Origin of the sequence: Streptomyces sp. NPDC050085 (assembly GCF_044460595.1) — a bacterium.
Classification (GTDB): Bacteria; Actinomycetota; Actinomycetes; order Streptomycetales; family Streptomycetaceae; genus Streptomyces.
Map to the genome: position 1 here is coordinate 19,040 of NZ_JBITJZ010000001.1, position 16,573 is coordinate 35,612.

Annotated in this window: 8 protein-coding genes; 3 read left to right on the forward strand and 5 right to left on the reverse strand. The window is 72.8% G+C overall.

What is annotated here, in order from left to right; genetic code table 11:
• Positions 1–1,590 (forward strand): DUF4139 domain-containing protein, encoded by a 1,590-nt coding sequence (locus ACIBUY_RS00095; protein WP_399151212.1) that lies wholly within the window; start codon positions 1–3, stop codon positions 1,588–1,590.
• 46 nt (positions 1,591–1,636) lie between these two features.
• Here ACIBUY_RS00095 and ACIBUY_RS00100 read toward each other — a convergent pair whose 3' ends face one another.
• From ACIBUY_RS00100 to ACIBUY_RS00120, 5 genes are all read right to left on the reverse strand, one after another.
• Positions 1,637–2,953, reverse strand: a complete 1,317-nt coding sequence (locus tag ACIBUY_RS00100; protein ID WP_399152131.1) for a M1 family metallopeptidase — start codon at positions 2,951–2,953, stop codon at positions 1,637–1,639.
• Between the two features lie 96 nt (positions 2,954–3,049).
• Positions 3,050–6,937 (reverse strand): Pls/PosA family non-ribosomal peptide synthetase, encoded by a 3,888-nt coding sequence (locus tag ACIBUY_RS00105; RefSeq protein WP_365562603.1) that lies wholly within the window; start codon positions 6,935–6,937, stop codon positions 3,050–3,052.
• Between the two features lie 236 nt (positions 6,938–7,173).
• Entirely contained in the window at positions 7,174–8,055 is an 882-nt protein-coding gene (locus tag ACIBUY_RS00110) for a geranyl diphosphate 2-C-methyltransferase (protein ID WP_399151213.1), read from the reverse strand.
• A 17-nt stretch (positions 8,056–8,072) separates the two neighbouring features.
• Positions 8,073–9,272: a family 2 encapsulin nanocompartment cargo protein terpene cyclase gene (locus tag ACIBUY_RS00115; protein WP_365562599.1), complete on the reverse strand. Its 1,200-nt coding sequence runs from the start codon at positions 9,270–9,272 to the stop codon at positions 8,073–8,075.
• Entirely contained in the window at positions 9,232–10,647 is a 1,416-nt protein-coding gene (locus ACIBUY_RS00120; protein WP_365562596.1) for a family 2B encapsulin nanocompartment shell protein, read from the reverse strand. The genes ACIBUY_RS00115 and ACIBUY_RS00120 overlap by 41 nt, the downstream gene beginning before the upstream one ends.
• A 597-nt stretch (positions 10,648–11,244) precedes the next feature.
• On the opposite strand from ACIBUY_RS00120, the gene ACIBUY_RS00125 reads away from it, so the two are divergent.
• Both ACIBUY_RS00125 and ACIBUY_RS00130 read left to right on the forward strand, forming a co-directional pair.
• Positions 11,245–13,962 carry a beta-N-acetylglucosaminidase domain-containing protein gene (locus tag ACIBUY_RS00125; RefSeq protein ID WP_399151214.1) on the forward strand — a complete coding sequence of 906 codons (2,718 nt, stop codon included), beginning with the start codon at positions 11,245–11,247 and terminating at the stop codon, positions 13,960–13,962.
• Positions 13,963–14,132: 170 nt separating this feature from the next.
• Positions 14,133–16,493 (forward strand): hypothetical protein, encoded by a 2,361-nt coding sequence (locus tag ACIBUY_RS00130; RefSeq protein WP_399151215.1) that lies wholly within the window; start codon positions 14,133–14,135, stop codon positions 16,491–16,493.
• Positions 16,494–16,573 lie beyond the last annotated feature (80 nt).

Consider the following 16,573-nt stretch of genomic DNA (forward strand, 5'->3'; position numbering starts at 1 on the left):
ATGCCCGTATCGCAGCCCGTGCCCCTGTCCCGGCCGGACGCCGTGCCGACGCCGCTGCCCGTCACCGCGGTGACCTGTCTGGAGGACCGCGCCCACGTCGAGCGCACCGCCACCGTGGAACTCGCTGTGGGCGTACAGGAGTTGCTCCTCGGGCCGGTCAGCGCCCTCGCCGTCGACCACAGCCTGCACGCCGAGCTCGACGGAGCCCCGGACGCCACCGTCCTCGACGTACGACTCGTCCGGGCCTGGACGCCGCGGGGTCCGCAGCCGCCGGCCGACGAGGACTCGGCGCTGCGCCGGCACGTCCACGCCCTGAAGGAGGAGCGCCGGGCCCTGGAGCGGCGGTGCGAGCGGCTGCGTACCCGGCGCGACGTCCTCGGCAGGCTGACCGCCGATCTGCTCCGGGACATCGGCGAGGGCACGGGCTTCGGAGAGGCCGAACCGGCGCGCTGGGCGGGCGAGTTGGACCGGGTGGACGCCGAGCGCGACGCCTGCGGGGACGAACTGCGCTCCGTTGAGGCCCGGTTGACCGCGGCGACCGTCGAACTGACCGAGACCCGGCAGGCGTTGCATCTGGCCGAGCAGGAGGACCCGGAGCTGACCGCCCTCGTCCGGCTGACCGTGCGCTCGGACACCGGAGGCACCGCCGCACTGCGCCTGAGCCACCTCACGCCCTGCGCCGTGTGGCGCCCCGCCTACCGCGCCACGCTCGACGACGGTGAACTGACGCTGCAGACCGACGCGATGGTGTGGCAGCGCACGGGCGAGGACTGGTCGGGGGTCCGGCTCACGCTGTCGACGGCCCGGTCCGCCGGGGCCACCGCCCCGCCGCGCCTCGTGGAGGACCGGCTCACGCTGCGGGACCGGTCCGCCGCCGAGCGCCGCACGGTCGAGGTGGAGGTGCGCGAGGAGGAGATCTCCGGGCTCGGCCCGAAGCCGGTCGCCGGTCTGCCCGGCGTGGACGACGGCGGCGAGGCACGCGTCCTGCAGGCCCCCGCCCCGGTCGCCGTGCCCGGTGACGGACGCGCCCACCGGGTGCCGCTCACCACCGCGGTCACGGCGGCGCACAGCGAGCACGCCTGCGCGCCCGAACTCTCCCCGCTGGTCACCGAAGTGGTCCGGTTCACCAACCCCTCAGGGCACGCCCTGCTCGCCGGCCCCGTGGAGCTGGTCCGCCCCAGCGGCTTCACCGGGCGCGGCACCCTGGCGTTCACCGCGCCCGGCGCCCCCGCGGAGCTGGCCTTCGGCAGCTCGGACACGTACCGCGTCATCCGCGAGAGCGACGAGTCCCGCGACACGACGGGCTTCACCGGCAAGGCCGTGACCACCCGCACGGTCCGGCTGCACCTGTCCCGGTTCTCCGCGCCGGAGGAGTCCGGCGCCCACGTCATCACACTGCGGGAGCGGATCCCGGTCTCCGAAGTGGCGGAGGTCGACGTCCGGCTCCGCAAGGAGGCCTGCTCCCCCGCCCCCGACTCGCTCGACGCGGACGGCATCGCCCGCTGGGACGTCACGCTGGCGCCCGGCGGGCGGCGCACGCTGACGCTGGTCTACGACGTGGTGTCGAGCGGGAAGGTCTCCGGGGTCTGACGACGGCACCTGATCCCACGACCGCACCTGATCCCACGACCGCGGCTCATCGCACGGCCGCGGGCAGCGGCGGCAGGCGCGTCCCGTACACCCAGTCGTCGAACAGCTCGTCCACCGGCCCGGGTGCGAACCGCTCCACGTGCCCGGCGAACATCTGCGTACTGACGACACCGTGCCGGTGGACGACGGCCCATTCGCGCAGCATCCGGAAGAACGCGTCGTCACCGAGCGCACAGCGCACCGCGTGCACGGCGACGCCGCCGCGTTCGTAGAGCCGGTCGTCGAACATCGACTTGCGGCCCGGGTCGGCCAGTTTGAGGTCCTGCGGCTGTGCGGCGAGCCGGCGGTGGGAGATACCGGCCAGTTCGTGGGCGGCACGCGCGCCCGAACGCTCCGACCAGAGCCATTCCGCGTACCGGGCGAGGCCCTCGTTGAGCCAGATGTGCCGCCAGTCGGCGACGGTGACGCTGTTGCCGAACCACTGGTGGGCGAGTTCGTGCGCGACGAGCCGCTCCGAACCGCGGGCGCCGTCCACGTGGTTGACGCCGAACAGGGAGAGGCCCTGCGCCTCGACGGGCACGTCGAGTTCCTCGTCGGCGACGACGACGCCGTACTCCCCGAAGGGGTAGGGCCCGAAGAGTTCCTCGAAGAGCCCCATCATCTGCGGCTGGCGGGCGAAGTCCCGGGAGAACTCGGCGAGCAGATGGGCCGGGACGTGCCCGGTCTGCGGCACCCCGCTGAGCCCCGGGTCGCCGAGCAGCACCGTCTGGTACTTGCCGATGGACAGGCCGACGAGATAGCTGGACGTGGGCGCGGGCTGTTCGTACAGCCAGGTGGTGGTGGAGGCCCTGGTGGTACGGGTGAGCAGGCGGCCGCCGATCACCACCTGGTACGCGGAGGGTGTGGTGACCGAGATCTGGTACGCGGCCTTGTCGGCGGGCCGGTCGTTGCACGGGTACCAGGACGGTGCCCCGACCGGCTGGCTGGCGACCAGCGCACCGTCGGTCAGCTCCTCCCAACCGAGGCCGCCCCAGGGGCTGTTGACCGGCTTGGGGTTGCCGGCGTAGTGCACCTCGACGGTGAACGCGGCCCCGGCGGCGAGCGGCTTCGCGGGCCGTACGCGCAGCTTGCCGCCGCGCAGCGTGTAGTGCGGGACGCGGCCGTCGACGCGGATCCGGCCGATGCGGAAGTCGCCGAGGTTCAGCTGGAACTCGCTCAGCGCGGCGCGGCCCGCGATCGCGCTGAGCCGCGCCGATCCCTCGAGCCGGTTCGGGACCGGCCGGTAGTCGAGGTCCAGTTCGTAGCGGTGCACCCGGAAGCGGGGGTCACCGTTGCCCGGGAAGTAGGGGTCCGGTGCCGTCATCTGCTGCCCGCTCACGCCTGGTCCGCTCCCTGCCGTGTCCTCGTCCGACGCGCCGCCGTACCGTCCCCGTCGGCCGGGTGACGGCGGCCCGCCGCCTCAGGGGCGCCAGGCCTCGATCGGGTTGCCCAGCCAGCGGGTGTCCGCCGGTACCGACTCCCCGGCCATCGCGAGGGACGCGGGGCCCAGGGTCGAGCGGGCCCCGATCTCGCTGCCGGGGAGCACGATCCCGCCCGGGCCCAGAGTGGCACCCGCGCGGAGGATCACAGTATCCGTCCGCAGGATCCGATCATGGAAGAGATGGGTCTGCAGGACACAGCCCCGGTTCACGCTCGCCGCGGACTCGACGGTGACCAGATCGGTCTCCGGCAGCCAGTAGCTCTCGCACCACACACCCCGCCCGATGCGGGCGCCGAGCCCGCGCAGCCACAGGTTCAGGACCGGGGTGCCGGGGACGGCTCCGGCGAGCCAGGGCACGGCGAGCATCTCGACGAAGGTGTCGGCGAGTTCGTTGCGCCACACGAAGGCGCACCACAGGGGGTGCTCGCCGGTGCGGTGCCGCCCGACGAGCAGCCACTTGGCGGCGACGGAGGTGAGCGCGGCGAGCGCGCCCGCGCCGAGGAGGACCGCCCCGGACAGCAGCGCCGCGAGCCACAGCCCGTGCTGCGCGGCCGCGGCGAGCAGCGCCAGGGTGAGGACCACGAGCGCGGCCGAGCAGAACACCGGGACGGTGCGGCACAGTTCGACCAGGGCGCGGGCCGCCCTCAAGCGGGCGGCCGGCGCGTAGGTGCGGCTGTCGTCGCGCGTGGCGGCCGCCCGGGGCAGCTCGACCGGCGGGAGTCCCAGGTAGGAGCTGCCCTCCTTGGCCTTCTTGGGGGTGGCCGAGAGGACGCCGACCAGCGCGTCGTCGGGCACGCGGCGGCCGGGCGCGATGATGCCGGAGTTGCCGAGGAAGGCCCGTCGGCCGATCTCCGCGCGGCCGATGCGGACCCAGCCGCCGCCGAGTGCGTACGGCGCGGTCAGCGTGTCGTCGGCGAGGAAGGCGCCGTCGCCGACCGTGGTCAGACCGGGCAGCGCGAGCACGGTGGACACCTCGGCGCCGCGCCCGACGCGCATGCCGAGCAGCCGCATCCAGACGGGGGTGACGAGCCCGGCGTACAGCGGGAAGAGCGTCGTCCGGGACAGGTCCATGAGCTGGGTGGTCGTCCACGCCTGCCAGCCGGTGCGGCTGTGGGTGGGCCGGGTTCCCGGGCGCAGGCCGAGGCCGAGCAGTCGTACGCCGACGAGGATCAGCAGGGCGTACGCGAGGCCGAAGGCCAGGGTCGCGGGGACGAGCGCGAGCAGGGCGCCGCGGACGGCACCGCCGAGTGCGGCGTCCGCGGGCACGAGGGCGCGGGCGACGCCCAGCGCGGGCACGGCGGCCGCGACCGGGAGGAGGCTGAGGGCGATGCCCGTCGCGCCGTACATCGCGCGCCAGTGCACCGCGCGCGGCGGGCGCTCCGTGGGCCAGTCGCGCTTGGCCCTGCCCTGCTTGACCGCGGGGGAACCGGCCCAGCGCTGGCCGGTCGGGACGGGCCCGCGCACGGCCGAGCCGGGGGCGATCTCGGCGCGCTTGCCGACCCGGGCGCCGGGGAACAGGATGCTGCGGGTGCCGACGACGGCTCCCGCGCCGACCTTGACGGCGCCGATCTCCAGGCGGTCGCCGTCGAGCCAGTGCCCGGACAGGTCCACCTCGGTCTCGACGGCGCAGCCGCGGCCGAGCTTGAGCAGTCCGGTGACCGGGGGCATCGAGTGCAGGTCGACGTCCGCGCCGACCCTGGCGCCCAGCGCGCGGGCGTACCGCTCCAGCCAGGAGCCGGTCAGGGACGTCGCGCCGCTGTACTCGGCGAGGCGCTCCGCGGTCCACAGGCGCAGGTGGACGGAGCCGCCGCGCGGATACGTGCCGGGTGCGACGCCGCGCAGGAGCAGCCGCGCGCCGCCCGCCGCGATGCACAGCCGGCCGGGCGGGCTGTACAGGACGAGGCCACCCGCGCCGATCAGCCACCAGGAGACGGCCGGCGCCCACGGGTAGGCGCCGAACTGGTGCAGGACGCCGCCGAGCGCGGCGAGTGCGACGGCCCAGCGCAGCCCGACCAGGGTGAACAGCGGGAGCAGCAGGGTCACTTGGGCGAGCTGGGTGCGGACGGGCACGGGGGCGACGGTCCGGTCGGCGCCGTCGTCCTGCGCGGACTTCTCGAGGCGGCGGGCGAGCTTGCGCAGGACGGGCCGCTCGTAGAGGTCGAGAACGGCGGCGCTCGGATAGCGCGTGCGCAGGCGGGTGGTGAGCCGGGCGGCGGCGAGGCTGCTGCCGCCGATCGCGAAGAAGTCGTCGCCCGCGCTGGTCACGGGGATGCCGAGGGTCTCGCTCCACTGCTCGGCGAGCCAGGCCTCGGTGCCGTACAACTGCTCGGCGCCGCCGCCGGAGTCGGCCTCGGGCAGCGGCCAGGGCAGCGCGTCGCGGTCGACCTTGCCGGAGGTGCGGGTGGGCAGTTCCTCGACCGGGGTCAGCAACGGGACGAGTGCGGCGGGCAGTTCGGCACGCAGACGCTCGACGGCGGCCGCGCGGTCGAAGCCGTCCTGGGTGACGAGGTAGCCGACGAGCAGTTGGTTGCCGCCGCGTGCCGTGCGTACGGCGGCGGCCGCGCCCGCGACGCCGGGCAGCGCCTGCAGGGCGGCGTCGACCTCGCCGAGTTCGATGCGGCGGCCGCCGAGCTTGATCTGCTCGTCGCCGCGCCCGAGGAAGACCAGCCCTTCGGGCTCGGCCTTCACCAAGTCGCCGCTGCGGTAGGCCCGTTGCCAGCCCATCGACTCCAGCGGCGCGTACTTCTCGGCGTCCTTCTCGGGGTCGAGGTAGCGGGCGAGTCCCGCGCCGCCGATGACGAGTTCGCCGCTCTCGCCCATGCGCACGGGGCGTCCGTCCCCGTCGACGACGGCCAACTCCCAGCCGTTCAGGGGCAGTCCGATCCTGACCGGGCCCTCGCCGGTCATCAGGGCGGCGCAGGCGACGACGGTGGCCTCGGTGGGCCCGTACGTGTTCCACACCTCACGGCCCTCGGTGACCAGCCGCTGGGCGAGCTCCGGCGGGCAGGCCTCACCGCCGAAGATCAGCAGGCGTACGTCGTTGAGGGTCTCGGGCTCCCACAGCGCGGCGAGGGTCGGCACGGTGGAGACGACGCTGATCTCCTGCTCGACGAGCCACGGCCCGAGGTCGGCTCCGCTGCGCACCTGGGAGCGCGGCACGGGCACCAGGCAGGCGCCGTGCCGCCAGGCCAGCCACATCTCCTCGCAGGAGGCGTCGAACGCGACGGAGAGACCGGCCATCACCCGGTCGCCGGGCCCTACGGGGTCGTCCGTCAGGAAGAGGGCGGCCTCGGCGTCGACGAACGCGGCGGCACTGCGATGGCTGACGGCGACGCCCTTGGGCCGGCCCGTCGAGCCGGACGTGAAGATGATCCACGCGTCGTCCTCGGGGCCCGGGCGCGCGGCCGGCACGTCGGCGGGCTTGTCGACGGTGAAGCGGTGTCCGGCGCCGATGACGGTACGGACCTCCGCCTCGCCGAAGACGAGGTCGGCGCGCTCGTCCGGGTCCTCCGCGTCGACCGGCACGTAGGCGGCACCGGCGGCGAGGACCGCGAGGATCGCGACGTACAGCTCGTTCGTGCCGCTGGGCAGGCGGATCCCGACCCGGTCGCCGTGGCCGACCCCGGCGGCGTCGAGCTCGCGCCGTAGCTGCGCCACTTCGGCGGCCAGTGCGCGGTACGTCAACTGGCGGGTGCCGTCGTCGAGGGCGGGTTCATCGGCGTACGACCGCACGGTCGCGTCGAGGACGTCGACGAGGGTGCGCGGTTGCGCGGCGCACCCCGCGGTGAAGAAGGCAGGCTCCTCGAACTGTTCGCTCATCTCCGCATCGAGCAGGCTGAGCTCAGCGTTCGTGCGCGTGGCTTCCATCGGGTCCTCACGTCGAAGGCCGCGGCAGCCCGGGGGTTCGCCGTGCCACTCCCGGTTTGCCCGAGGTTGTCAGCTCCTGGAGCCGGACAACCGACATAGCCTAAACGTTCCGGGAAGTCCCGCAGTGGATTTGTGGTCGACGAGACACCGGAACGCGGTGCGCCTGGACGCGTGACCCGACAGGCGCTGCCACGCCGGAGTTGAGGTCACGCGCCCAGGTCGGGTGCGGCCGCGCGTCAGACGCGGTCGGCCGCGATGAGCAGGTACTGGAAGGATCCGTCCTTGTAGGAGTTGATGAACGCGTCCTCGATCCCCGTGACCAGGGAGGACGTGGCCCTCAGCTCCCAGTAGGGCAGCGTGGCGGGCGTGAGGTCCACGACGGCCTGCGGCACGAGCCGGTTGTCCGCCATGGCGCGCAGGTACTCGCGGCGCGAGTGGATGTTGCACTCGAAGTGCGCGTTGATCTGGGAGACCCACTTGGAGGGCTGCCCGTAGCGCGGGTTCCAGCAGCCGGTGATGGTCACGTAGCGGCCGCCGACCTCGAGGATGCGGGAGTGCTCCGCGAAGAGGTCCTGCAGATCGACGTACATGCTCGACTCGTTGTTCCAGGAGGCTGCGGCCTGCCCGGTCTCGAAGGGGGTGTTGAGCATGTTGCAGACCTGGGCGCGGACGTGGTCCTGGATGCGCAGTTCGCGGGCCCGCCGGTTGGCGAACTCGGCCTGCTTGGCCGAGAGCGTGACGCCTTCGACCTTGCACCCGAAGCGCTGGTGCGCCATCACCATCGATCCGCCGCGCCCGCAGCCGGCGTCCACCAGGGTGTCGCCGGGCGCGATGTCGCCGAGGTGGTCGAGGAGGACCTCGGCCTGCGCCGACTCCAGTCGGTGGAGCTCGGCGATCAGCTTCTTCTCGCTCTCGCTGTCCTCGGGGTCGCCGAGGGCGGCGTGGTCGACGTCGCCGATGCCGTAGTGGTGGTGGTAGAGACCGTCGACATCGCCGAGGCGCAGGTTCACGGGCCTGGCCTCCCCGTCCCAGTAGCGGGCGATGTCGCCCTGGTAGGGAGTCGCCGGGCTCGGGATGATCAACGCGGCGTCGGTGGCGGTGAGTTCGGTGCTGGTCACAGATGCGTCCATTCTTCCTACCAGAAGTCCGGCAGGCTGTAGCGATACGTGTTGGTGCAGTGCCAGTGGTGGTTGCCGTCGACCCAGGCGGCCACGCCGCGCAGGAAGCGCTGCACGGGCGGGACGGGGCATTCGGCGGCCAGGGCGGCGGCATGGGTCTCGAAGTCGTGCATGAGGTCGTTGTGGACCTCGACCGACTTGAGGTAGGCCTGCTTGGCGGTCAGGCCCTCTCGTTCGGCGATCACGACGGGCAGGTTCAAGTGCGTGCCGGGAGCGTCGAGTTCCTTGGTGTACGAGTAGAGGTCGTTGACGATGGTCGTCGCGTTGCCCGCGAGCGCGATGACCTTCTGCATCGCGGGGTGTGCGTGCAGGTCCGCCGGCAGTTCGTAGCCGCCGACGGTGTCGGTGATGGTCGGGCAGGGGCGGAAGTTGTTGTACTGGCGCATCGCGAGGTACTCCCACACCTCGGGTACGCAGTCCTGCTCGGCCCAGGCGGCTTCGGCGAGGTACCCCAGGTGGAGGCGGGCCATGTCGTGCCGGAACCGGTCGGTCTGGGAGGGGCTCGCCTGTTGGACGAAGTACTCCATGGCGGAGCGGTAGGCACGCCGCGGCGCGTCCGCGTGCAGCGACTGCGCCCACTGCGGCTGGTACTCCGGGGTCGTGTGCACGGGGTCGAGGGCGGTGTGGGCAAGGAGCAGGCGTGAGCCGAGGCCGATGGGCGAGCCGCCGTGGTCCTCGCAGTAGCAGTCGTCCACCGCGTTCTCGGCCACCATCAGGCGCGTGGCGATCATCAGGTGGTCGACGGTGGGTGCGTCGGGATGGCAGGCCACCATGTAGCGGCCCACGGAGAAGCCGTCGAACTGCTCCTCCCAGTCGTCGGGGTAGAGCGAAACCTCGTCAAGGGCCCACGACTTGATCCTGCGGCTCACCTCCTCGACCCGCACCGGGTCGGGCTCGGCCACCGGATGGTGGTAGAGACCCGGGATCGGCCGGCCCTCGGCCGCGGGCTCCGGGGCTGTCCGCGGCTCCTCGCGCGGGGTCAGGTACAGGCTCGCCGTGCCCAGGCCGCTGGGGCCGCGCAGGATGCGTTGCAGATCGGCGATCGGTGTGGGCGCGGGCAGGGGCATCGAGGGCTCCTCGGAGAAGTGGCGACTGCGAACTACTGCCTGGGCGCTGCTACCTGGGCCAGCGGGAGACTTGTACGTTCTCCAGCACACCCACGGCGTCCGGCACGAGGATCGCGGCGGAGTAGTAGGTGGTGACGAGGTAGGAGGTGATCGCCTGCTCGTTGAGGCCCATGAACCGGACGGACAGGCCGGGTTCGTACTCGTCCGGCAGCCCGGTCTGGTGCAGGCCGATGACGCCCTGGTTCTTCTCGCCGGTGCGCATGCAGAGGATCGAGCTGGTCCGCTCGGGCGTGATGGGGATCTTGTTGCAGGGCAGGATGGGCACCCCGCGCCAGGCCGGGACCTGCTGGCCGCCGAGGTCGACGTGGTCCGGGTAGATCCCGCGCGCGTTGAACTCGCGCCCGATCGCCGCGATCGTCTTGGGGTGGGCGAGGAAGAACTTGGAGCCGCGGCGCCGGCAGAGCAGTTCGTCCATGTCGTCGGGGGTGGGCGGTCCCGAGTGCGGCTGGATGCGCTGCTTGAAGTCGGCGTTGTGGAGGAGTCCGAACTCCCGGTTGTTGACGAGCTCGTGCTCCTGGCGTTCGCGCAACGCCTCGATGGTGAGGCGGAGTTGCTCCTCCGTCTGGTTCATCGGCCCGTTGTAGAGGTCGGCGACCCTCGTGTGGATCCGCAGAATGGTTTGCGCCACCGAGAGTTCGTACTCCCGCGGCTTGCTCTCGTAGTCGACGAACGCGCCGGGCAGCTCGTGCTCGCCGGTGTGTCCCGCCGACATCGCGATCTCCGCCTCGCCGCGATGCGTCTGCGGCCGGCGCGAGAGCGAGGTGAACTCCTCGATGTGGTCCCGCAGGTTCGCGGCCATGGACACCACGGCCGCGAAGTCGGCGCGGGACAGGGTGAGCAGGGTGCCCGAGGTCTCGGCGGTGGCGGTGTGCTCCCACCGGGCGTCCTCGTCCAGCAGGGCGTGCTCTCCGAACTGGGCGCCGTCGGCGAGCACGTCCAGGGCGATCTCGTCGCCGTACTGGCCGACGGTGGTCTGGCTGACGCGGCCGTGGGCGATCAGATGGAGCCGGTCCGCGGGCGCGCCGCGCTCCACGAGCGTCTCGCCGATCCGGAAGTCGCGCTGTACGCACCGGTCGGCGATGGCCGTCAGTACGTCCACGTCGTCGAAGCCGCGCAGCACCGCGAGTTCACCGAGCTCCCGGGGGATCACCCGGACCCGGGCGCCGTCCTGCACGAACTCCACGGTGCCGTCGCCGACGGTGTAGGACAGGCGCCGGTTCACCCGGTAGGCCCCGCCCTGGGTCTCCACCCACGGGAGCATCCGCAGCAGCCAGCGGGAGGTGATCTCCTGCATCTGCGGGGCGGACTTGGCCGTATGGGCGAGGTTGCGGGCGGCCGCCGTGCCCAGGCTGGACTGCCGGGGCACCTCCGCTCGCGCATCGGGGCTCGAGTCAACAACTGTCATCGGGCGAGCTCTCCTTGCTCAGGGCATGCGCGTATCAGGTCGTTGTGTAGAGAAAGGGAAAAACATGTAGAGAACCTGGAAATCCGTCCAGATCCGGGGGAACATTAGCCCCCGCTTCCTGCCGCGAGCCAAGGAAAGTCGCCAGGATTAGCTCGATACGATGATCGCGCCCGGGCGATGTTTGCCGGGCGGCGACGGAATTCGGCCGTACACCGAGGCCTCGAAGTCGCCGAGGGGCCGCCAAGTGGCGTGTGTTCAGACGGGGTTGGGGCGGCGGGAGACGAGTCCGGCCAGGGTGCGCGCGCACCACGAACAAGCACGGAGCCAGGCGGTTCGCCGTCCGCGACGTCCTGCCTGAGCTCCGCGCCCCGTGCTCCGCGCTCCGGTTGCGCGGAACCTGCCGGGCCCGCGAATCCGGAGCGCTTGATGCCACCGAAGGGCAGTTCGGCGCCCTCGGCGCCCACGCCGTTGACGAAGACCACGTCGGCCCCGTTTGCTCGAAACTGCTCGAAGTTCCGCTCTACCGCGCAACATTGACAGTGCATCACCAAAGTGGTCTAGTCCGCTAGAGCATGTGCCAACCGTGGAGGCTCACCCATGTTCCGCACGAAGCACAGATCTCGCAGGACGTCCCTGACGGCGGTCCTCGCCGCGGCCGCCCTGGCCGCCGCACCCCTCGTGTTCGGCTCCGGCCCGGCCGTCGCCGGGCCCCGCCCGGACGAGGGGCCGCCCGTCATCACCCCGACCCCGCACACCGAACAGCAGCGCACGGACCAGATCACCCTCACCCCCTCCGTCACGCTCGTCACCGGCGCGACGTCCGACCCCGCCGCCGTGCGGCTGACCACCGCCGCGCTGCAGGCGGCCGGCGTCCGGCACATCACCACGTCGCGCCAAGCCCCCGCCACATCCGGCCAGTTGACGGTCTACGTCGGCGGTCCCGCCGAGAACCCCGCGTCGGCTCCGGCGCTCGCCGCCCTGCACACCGACGGCCCCGCGGGGCTCGCCGCCGAGGGCTACGTCCTCGCCCTGGGCAGGGCGCACGGCGACGGCGCCGGGCGCATCGTCCTGTCCGGCGCGGACGCGACCGGCACGTACTACGCGGCGCAGTCTCTGCGCCAGGTGCTGCCGCACCGCGGGTCCCCCGGCGCCACGGTGCGCGGCCTGGCCGTGCGCGACTGGCCCGCGACACCGGTGCGCGGCGTCATCGAGGGCTTCTACGGCACCCCGTGGTCGCACGCGGCGCGCCTGGACCAGCTCGACTACTACGGCGCGCACAAGATGAACATCTACGTGTACTCGCCGAAGGACGACCCGTACCTGCGGGCCAAGTGGCGCGACGCCTACCCGGCCGAACAGCTCGGACAGATCAAGGAGTTGGTGGACCGGGCGCGCGCGAACCACGTCGAGTTCACCTACGCCCTCTCCCCCGGCCTGAGCGTCTGCTACAGCTCCGACGCCGACCTCCAAGCACTCACCGACAAGTTCCGGACGCTGTGGGACATCGGGGTGCGGCAGTTCGCCGTACCGTTGGACGACATCAGTTACACCGCCTGGAACTGCGACGCCGACAAGGCGAAGTGGGGCACCGGTGGCGGCGCAGCCGGGCAGGCGCAGGCGTATCTGCTCAACCGCGTCAACCAGCGGTTCATCAAGACCCATGACGGCGCCCTGCCCCTGCAGATGGTGCCGACGGAGTACTACAACACCGCCTCGTCCCCCTACAAGACGGCACTCTCCGGACAGCTCGACAAGGACGTCCTGGTCGAGTGGACGGGCGAGGGCGTGGTCGCGCCGACGATGACGGTGGAGCAGGCGAAGCGGGCCAGGGCCGTCTTCGGGCACCCGATCCTGACCTGGGACAACTACCCGGTGAACGACTACGCGACCGGGCGTCTCTTCCTCGGCCCGTTCGTCGGCCGGGAGAAGGGCCTCGCCGAACAGCTGGCCGGGATCACCGCCAACCCGATGATCCAGCCGTACGCGTCGAAGCTCGCCCTGCACACCGTCGCCGACTACACGTGGAACGACTCGGCGTACGACCCCGACGCGTCCTACACCCGTGCCGTACGGGAGGCCGCCGGCGGGAACGCGGAGGTCGAGCGGGCGCTGCGGACGTTCACGGACGTCAACCACAGCTCGCCCCTCAACTCGACGGAGGCGCCCGAGCTTTCGGCCCTGGTGCAGGGCTTCTGGGCGGGCTCGGTTCCGGCGTCCCGGCTGACGGCCGCGTTCACCGCGCTGCGCGACGCACCGGCGACCATCCGCGGCGGTGGCGTCGAGCAGGGCTTCGTCGACGATGCAGGACCGTGGCTGGACTCGGCGCAGGCGTGGGGTGTCGCCGGGATCGCGGCGACCCGCATGCTGGCGCAGCAGCGCGCCGGGCACACGGCCGCGGCCTGGACCCTGCGCCAGCAACTGCCCGGCCTGGTCGCCGAGGCGAAGTCGTTCCGCTACACCGACCTGAACGGCAACAAGGTGCCGGTGGTCGTCGGGGAGGGCGTGCTCGACCCGTTCTTCGCGAAGGTGCGGGACACGTCCAACGCCCTGCTCGGCCTGGCCCCGCAGCCGACCGCCACGACCGGGCTTCCGGTGTACAACGGCAACACGGCCGACCGGATGACGGACGGCGACGACTCCACGTACTTCTGGAGCAGCCGGTCGCCGCAGGTCGGCGAGAGCGTCGGCGTCGACCTGGGCGGCGAGCGGAAGCTCGGCGCGGTGACCGTGGCCATGGGCAAGCCCGGCAGCACCGAGGACTACCTCCACCGGGGCGTCCTCGAGTACTCGTCGGACGGAAGCACGTGGCACGCGCTGGGCACGGAGTTCACCGGGAAGGCGACGTGGACGGCGGACGTGCCGAGCGGGACGACCGCCCGCTACGTGCGCGCCCGTGCGACGGCAGGTCAGGAGAACTGGCTCGTGGTGCGGGAGTTCACCGTGGCACGGCCCGACCGGCCGACGGTGGGCGGCGGCCCGGCCGCGGCGGACGGCAGCAGCCTGGCCGCCGCCGCGGACGGCGTGCCCGAGAACCCCTACCGGGCCGCCGCCGCACCGGCCTCCGGTGACGCGCTCACGGTGACCTGGCCGGCGCCGCGCGACGTGACCTCGGTGACGGTCCTGCGTCCCGACGACGCGACCGCGTCGAGGGCCGACGTGCAGCTGCGGATCGACGGCACGTGGCAGGCGATCGGCCCGCTGGACGGGCCCGTCACGATCCTGCGCGCGCCCGCGGGGACGCACGCGGACGCGGTGCGGCTCGCCTGGAACGACGGTTCGGCCACGCCGGTGGTGAGCGAGGTCATCGTCAGGTAGCGGGATCCGTCCTGAGCGGGCGGTGCCCGGGAGGCCGACGTCGGTTCCCCGGGCACCGCCCGTCGTGTCCGTGCCGCGACCAGGGGCGCACGTGCGGCCCGGCGGTCGCCTCGCCCTCGTACGAACGGCGTATGTCCCGCGCTCCGCCGCCCCTGTCACCCTGTGCGCCCATGGGGACAAGCCAGGTGTACGAGCTCATCGTGCCGGGAGTCGGCGCGCTGGACCGGAGCGACGTGCTCGTGCCGGACCGGGTGGGGCGCGTGAGCGGGGACCGGCAGGCCGGTGTGTACCGGTCACGGGCCACGGGCGGCGCGCACCGGGCGGGGGTGGTGCGCGAGGTGTACGACTGGGCAGCGCTGACCTCCGGCGGTGCGATGCGGTCGCTGTGGCTGTTCCTGCTGCCGTTCCTGCTGGTGAACGTGGCGGGCTGGATGCGCCCCCACCGTCCTGGCGGACGCAGGCTGAGTCCGCTGTACGGGTTCGGGGCCCGGCTGCTCGGGCTCTCGCTGACGGTGCTGCTGGTCGGCGGCCTGGCCCAGGTGACGATGGATCAGCTGGTGTGGCAGTGCCGCTCCTCCGCCGACCTGTGCTCGTCGGGGAACGACGTGGTGGCGACCGTGCGCGGCATGTCGGTGCCCGACGGTCTGCTGCTCGCGATGACCGTGCCTCTGGTGGGTCTGTTCCTGGCGGCGTGGGCCGCGGGTGACGGGCGCCGCGAGTACCGCACGGTGTGGCAGGACCCCGACCGGATCCCGCCCGCCCCGGCGCGTCAACCCGCCCTGTGGCAACGGCTGTTGCTGCCCGAGCGCGCCGGGCGGTCGACGCCTTTGGAGGAGTACGGGTACTGGCAGCGGAACACGCGCGCGGACGGCCTGATGAGCCGTCACCTGTGTGCCGGCGTGCTGACTCTGGCGGTGCTCACCGCGATGCCGCCGGCTTCCCAGGGCGGCGACCAGGCCCCGGCCGTCGTCCTGTTCGTCGTCATCGGGGCGCTGGGGACGTGGACCCTGTTCGGCACGGGGCCGTGGCGGCTGCGTGCGGTGCAGGCGTCCATGGTGACGTGCTGCCTGCTCGTCCTGCTCGGGGCGGTGCTGTACTGCCTGGCTCCCGGGCCCCGCTGGTCGACCGCGGGCCGGTTGCCCGGCCTCAGCCCGGCGTCCGGCGCTCTCCTGGGTGTGCAGCTGGCCGGTGTGGTGCTGTGCGTCCTGTCCGCGCTGCCGCCGCTGGGAGGGCGGCGGCGCACGCACGCCCTGTACGGGGCGTCCGGTGCCGTGACCGCGTTGATGGGGTGCCTGCTCGGCTGGATCTACGCCTCCGCGCTCGCCCTGTGGGCCCGCGGCTGGCTGCGCGCCCAGGACGCCCCGAAGGGCGAGGAGCTGCTCCTGCCGCAGACGGCGCTGAAGGTGGTCGCCGCCTGCACCACGGTCCTGCTCTTCGGCCTGGCCCTCGCCGCGCTCGCGACTCCGGTGACGATGGCGTTGCGCTGGTACCTGCGGCCGATGCCGCTGCTCGGCCAGTGGCCCCGACTCCCGCACGGGACCGGCCGGTTCGCCGCGCGCCGGATCCTGCGACGGCGCTACCGGGAGGAGGTGAGACGGTCGGCCGACCCGGCCTCGGTCCAGCGGAGGGAGACTCTGCGCGAGCAGCTGGACCGGACGCGGAGCATCGGCTTCGCGCGCCGCGTCACCGACAAGGGGGCAGCCAGGGCCGACCTGCTGTTCGGCGTGGCCGGCGCCCTGATCGTCCTGGTGCTGGCCGGCCTGTACCTCGTACAGGAGCTGGAGGACGCCATCGCCGTGGAGTTCCGGGCGCGGGTGACCTCGATCGTGCAGTTCCTGGTCTCGCTGGCCGGGGTGATCCTCGTCGCGCTGATCGCCGTGGCGCTCTTCACCGCGCGGGCCATCGCGATCCGGCGCGACGCGCGGGAGAACGCCGGGCTCGCCTGGGCGTTCGGCGCGTTCTGGCCGCGCTCGGCCCACCCCTTCGCGCCCACCGCCTGGACCGTCCGCGCGGTGCCGGAGCTGGTGCACAGGATCGACCACCTGCTCGCCCGCGATCCGCGCGCCCGGCTGCTGCTGCACGCGAACTCGCTCGGCGGGGTGATCGCGGTCCTCGCCCTGTGGCAGACCCGGCCCGAACTCCGGCGCCGCATCGCGCTGTTGACCACGGGGTGCCCGCTCACCCTCTTCTTCACCCGGCACTATCCGGCGTACGCGGTCCACGACCGGATCGCGCCGCTCGCCGCCTCGCTCGCGGGCTGGACCAACGTCCGGCGGGACACCGATCCCATGGCGGCGGACATCGCGGTGGCGGGCGTGCACGACGTGGTGTGGAGCGACGCCACCGATCCCTACGGACCGCCGCCCGCGACCGAGGCGGCGGTCACCGCCCAGCGGACGGAGCGCGGCCCCCACCAGCCGGTCTTCCGCCAACTCGAAGGGCACATCAACCATCGCGCGGACCCGCGGATCGATGCCGAACGCGACGCGCTGTTCGAGAAGTTGGCCGCCGTGCCGGAGCCGTCCCCCTGACGTTCCGTGCCGTCGATCGGCCGCATTCCGCCCGCCTTCTGGCCGCCTTCCGGCCGCGGGAGTGTCCGCGAACCTTCCCG

Coding starts and splice junctions, on each gene's coding strand:
- ACIBUY_RS00095 (WP_399151212.1), top strand. CDS start 1: ATGCCCGTATCGCAGCCCGTGCCCCTGTCCCGGCCGGACGCCGTGCCG.
- ACIBUY_RS00100 (WP_399152131.1), bottom strand. CDS start 2,953: ATGACGGCACCGGACCCCTACTTCCCGGGCAACGGTGACCCCCGCTTC.
- ACIBUY_RS00105 (WP_365562603.1), bottom strand. CDS start 6,937: ATGGAAGCCACGCGCACGAACGCTGAGCTCAGCCTGCTCGATGCGGAG.
- ACIBUY_RS00120 (WP_365562596.1), bottom strand. CDS start 10,647: ATGACAGTTGTTGACTCGAGCCCCGATGCGCGAGCGGAGGTGCCCCGG.
- ACIBUY_RS00125 (WP_399151214.1), top strand. CDS start 11,245: ATGTTCCGCACGAAGCACAGATCTCGCAGGACGTCCCTGACGGCGGTC.
- ACIBUY_RS00130 (WP_399151215.1), top strand. CDS start 14,133: ATGGGGACAAGCCAGGTGTACGAGCTCATCGTGCCGGGAGTCGGCGCG.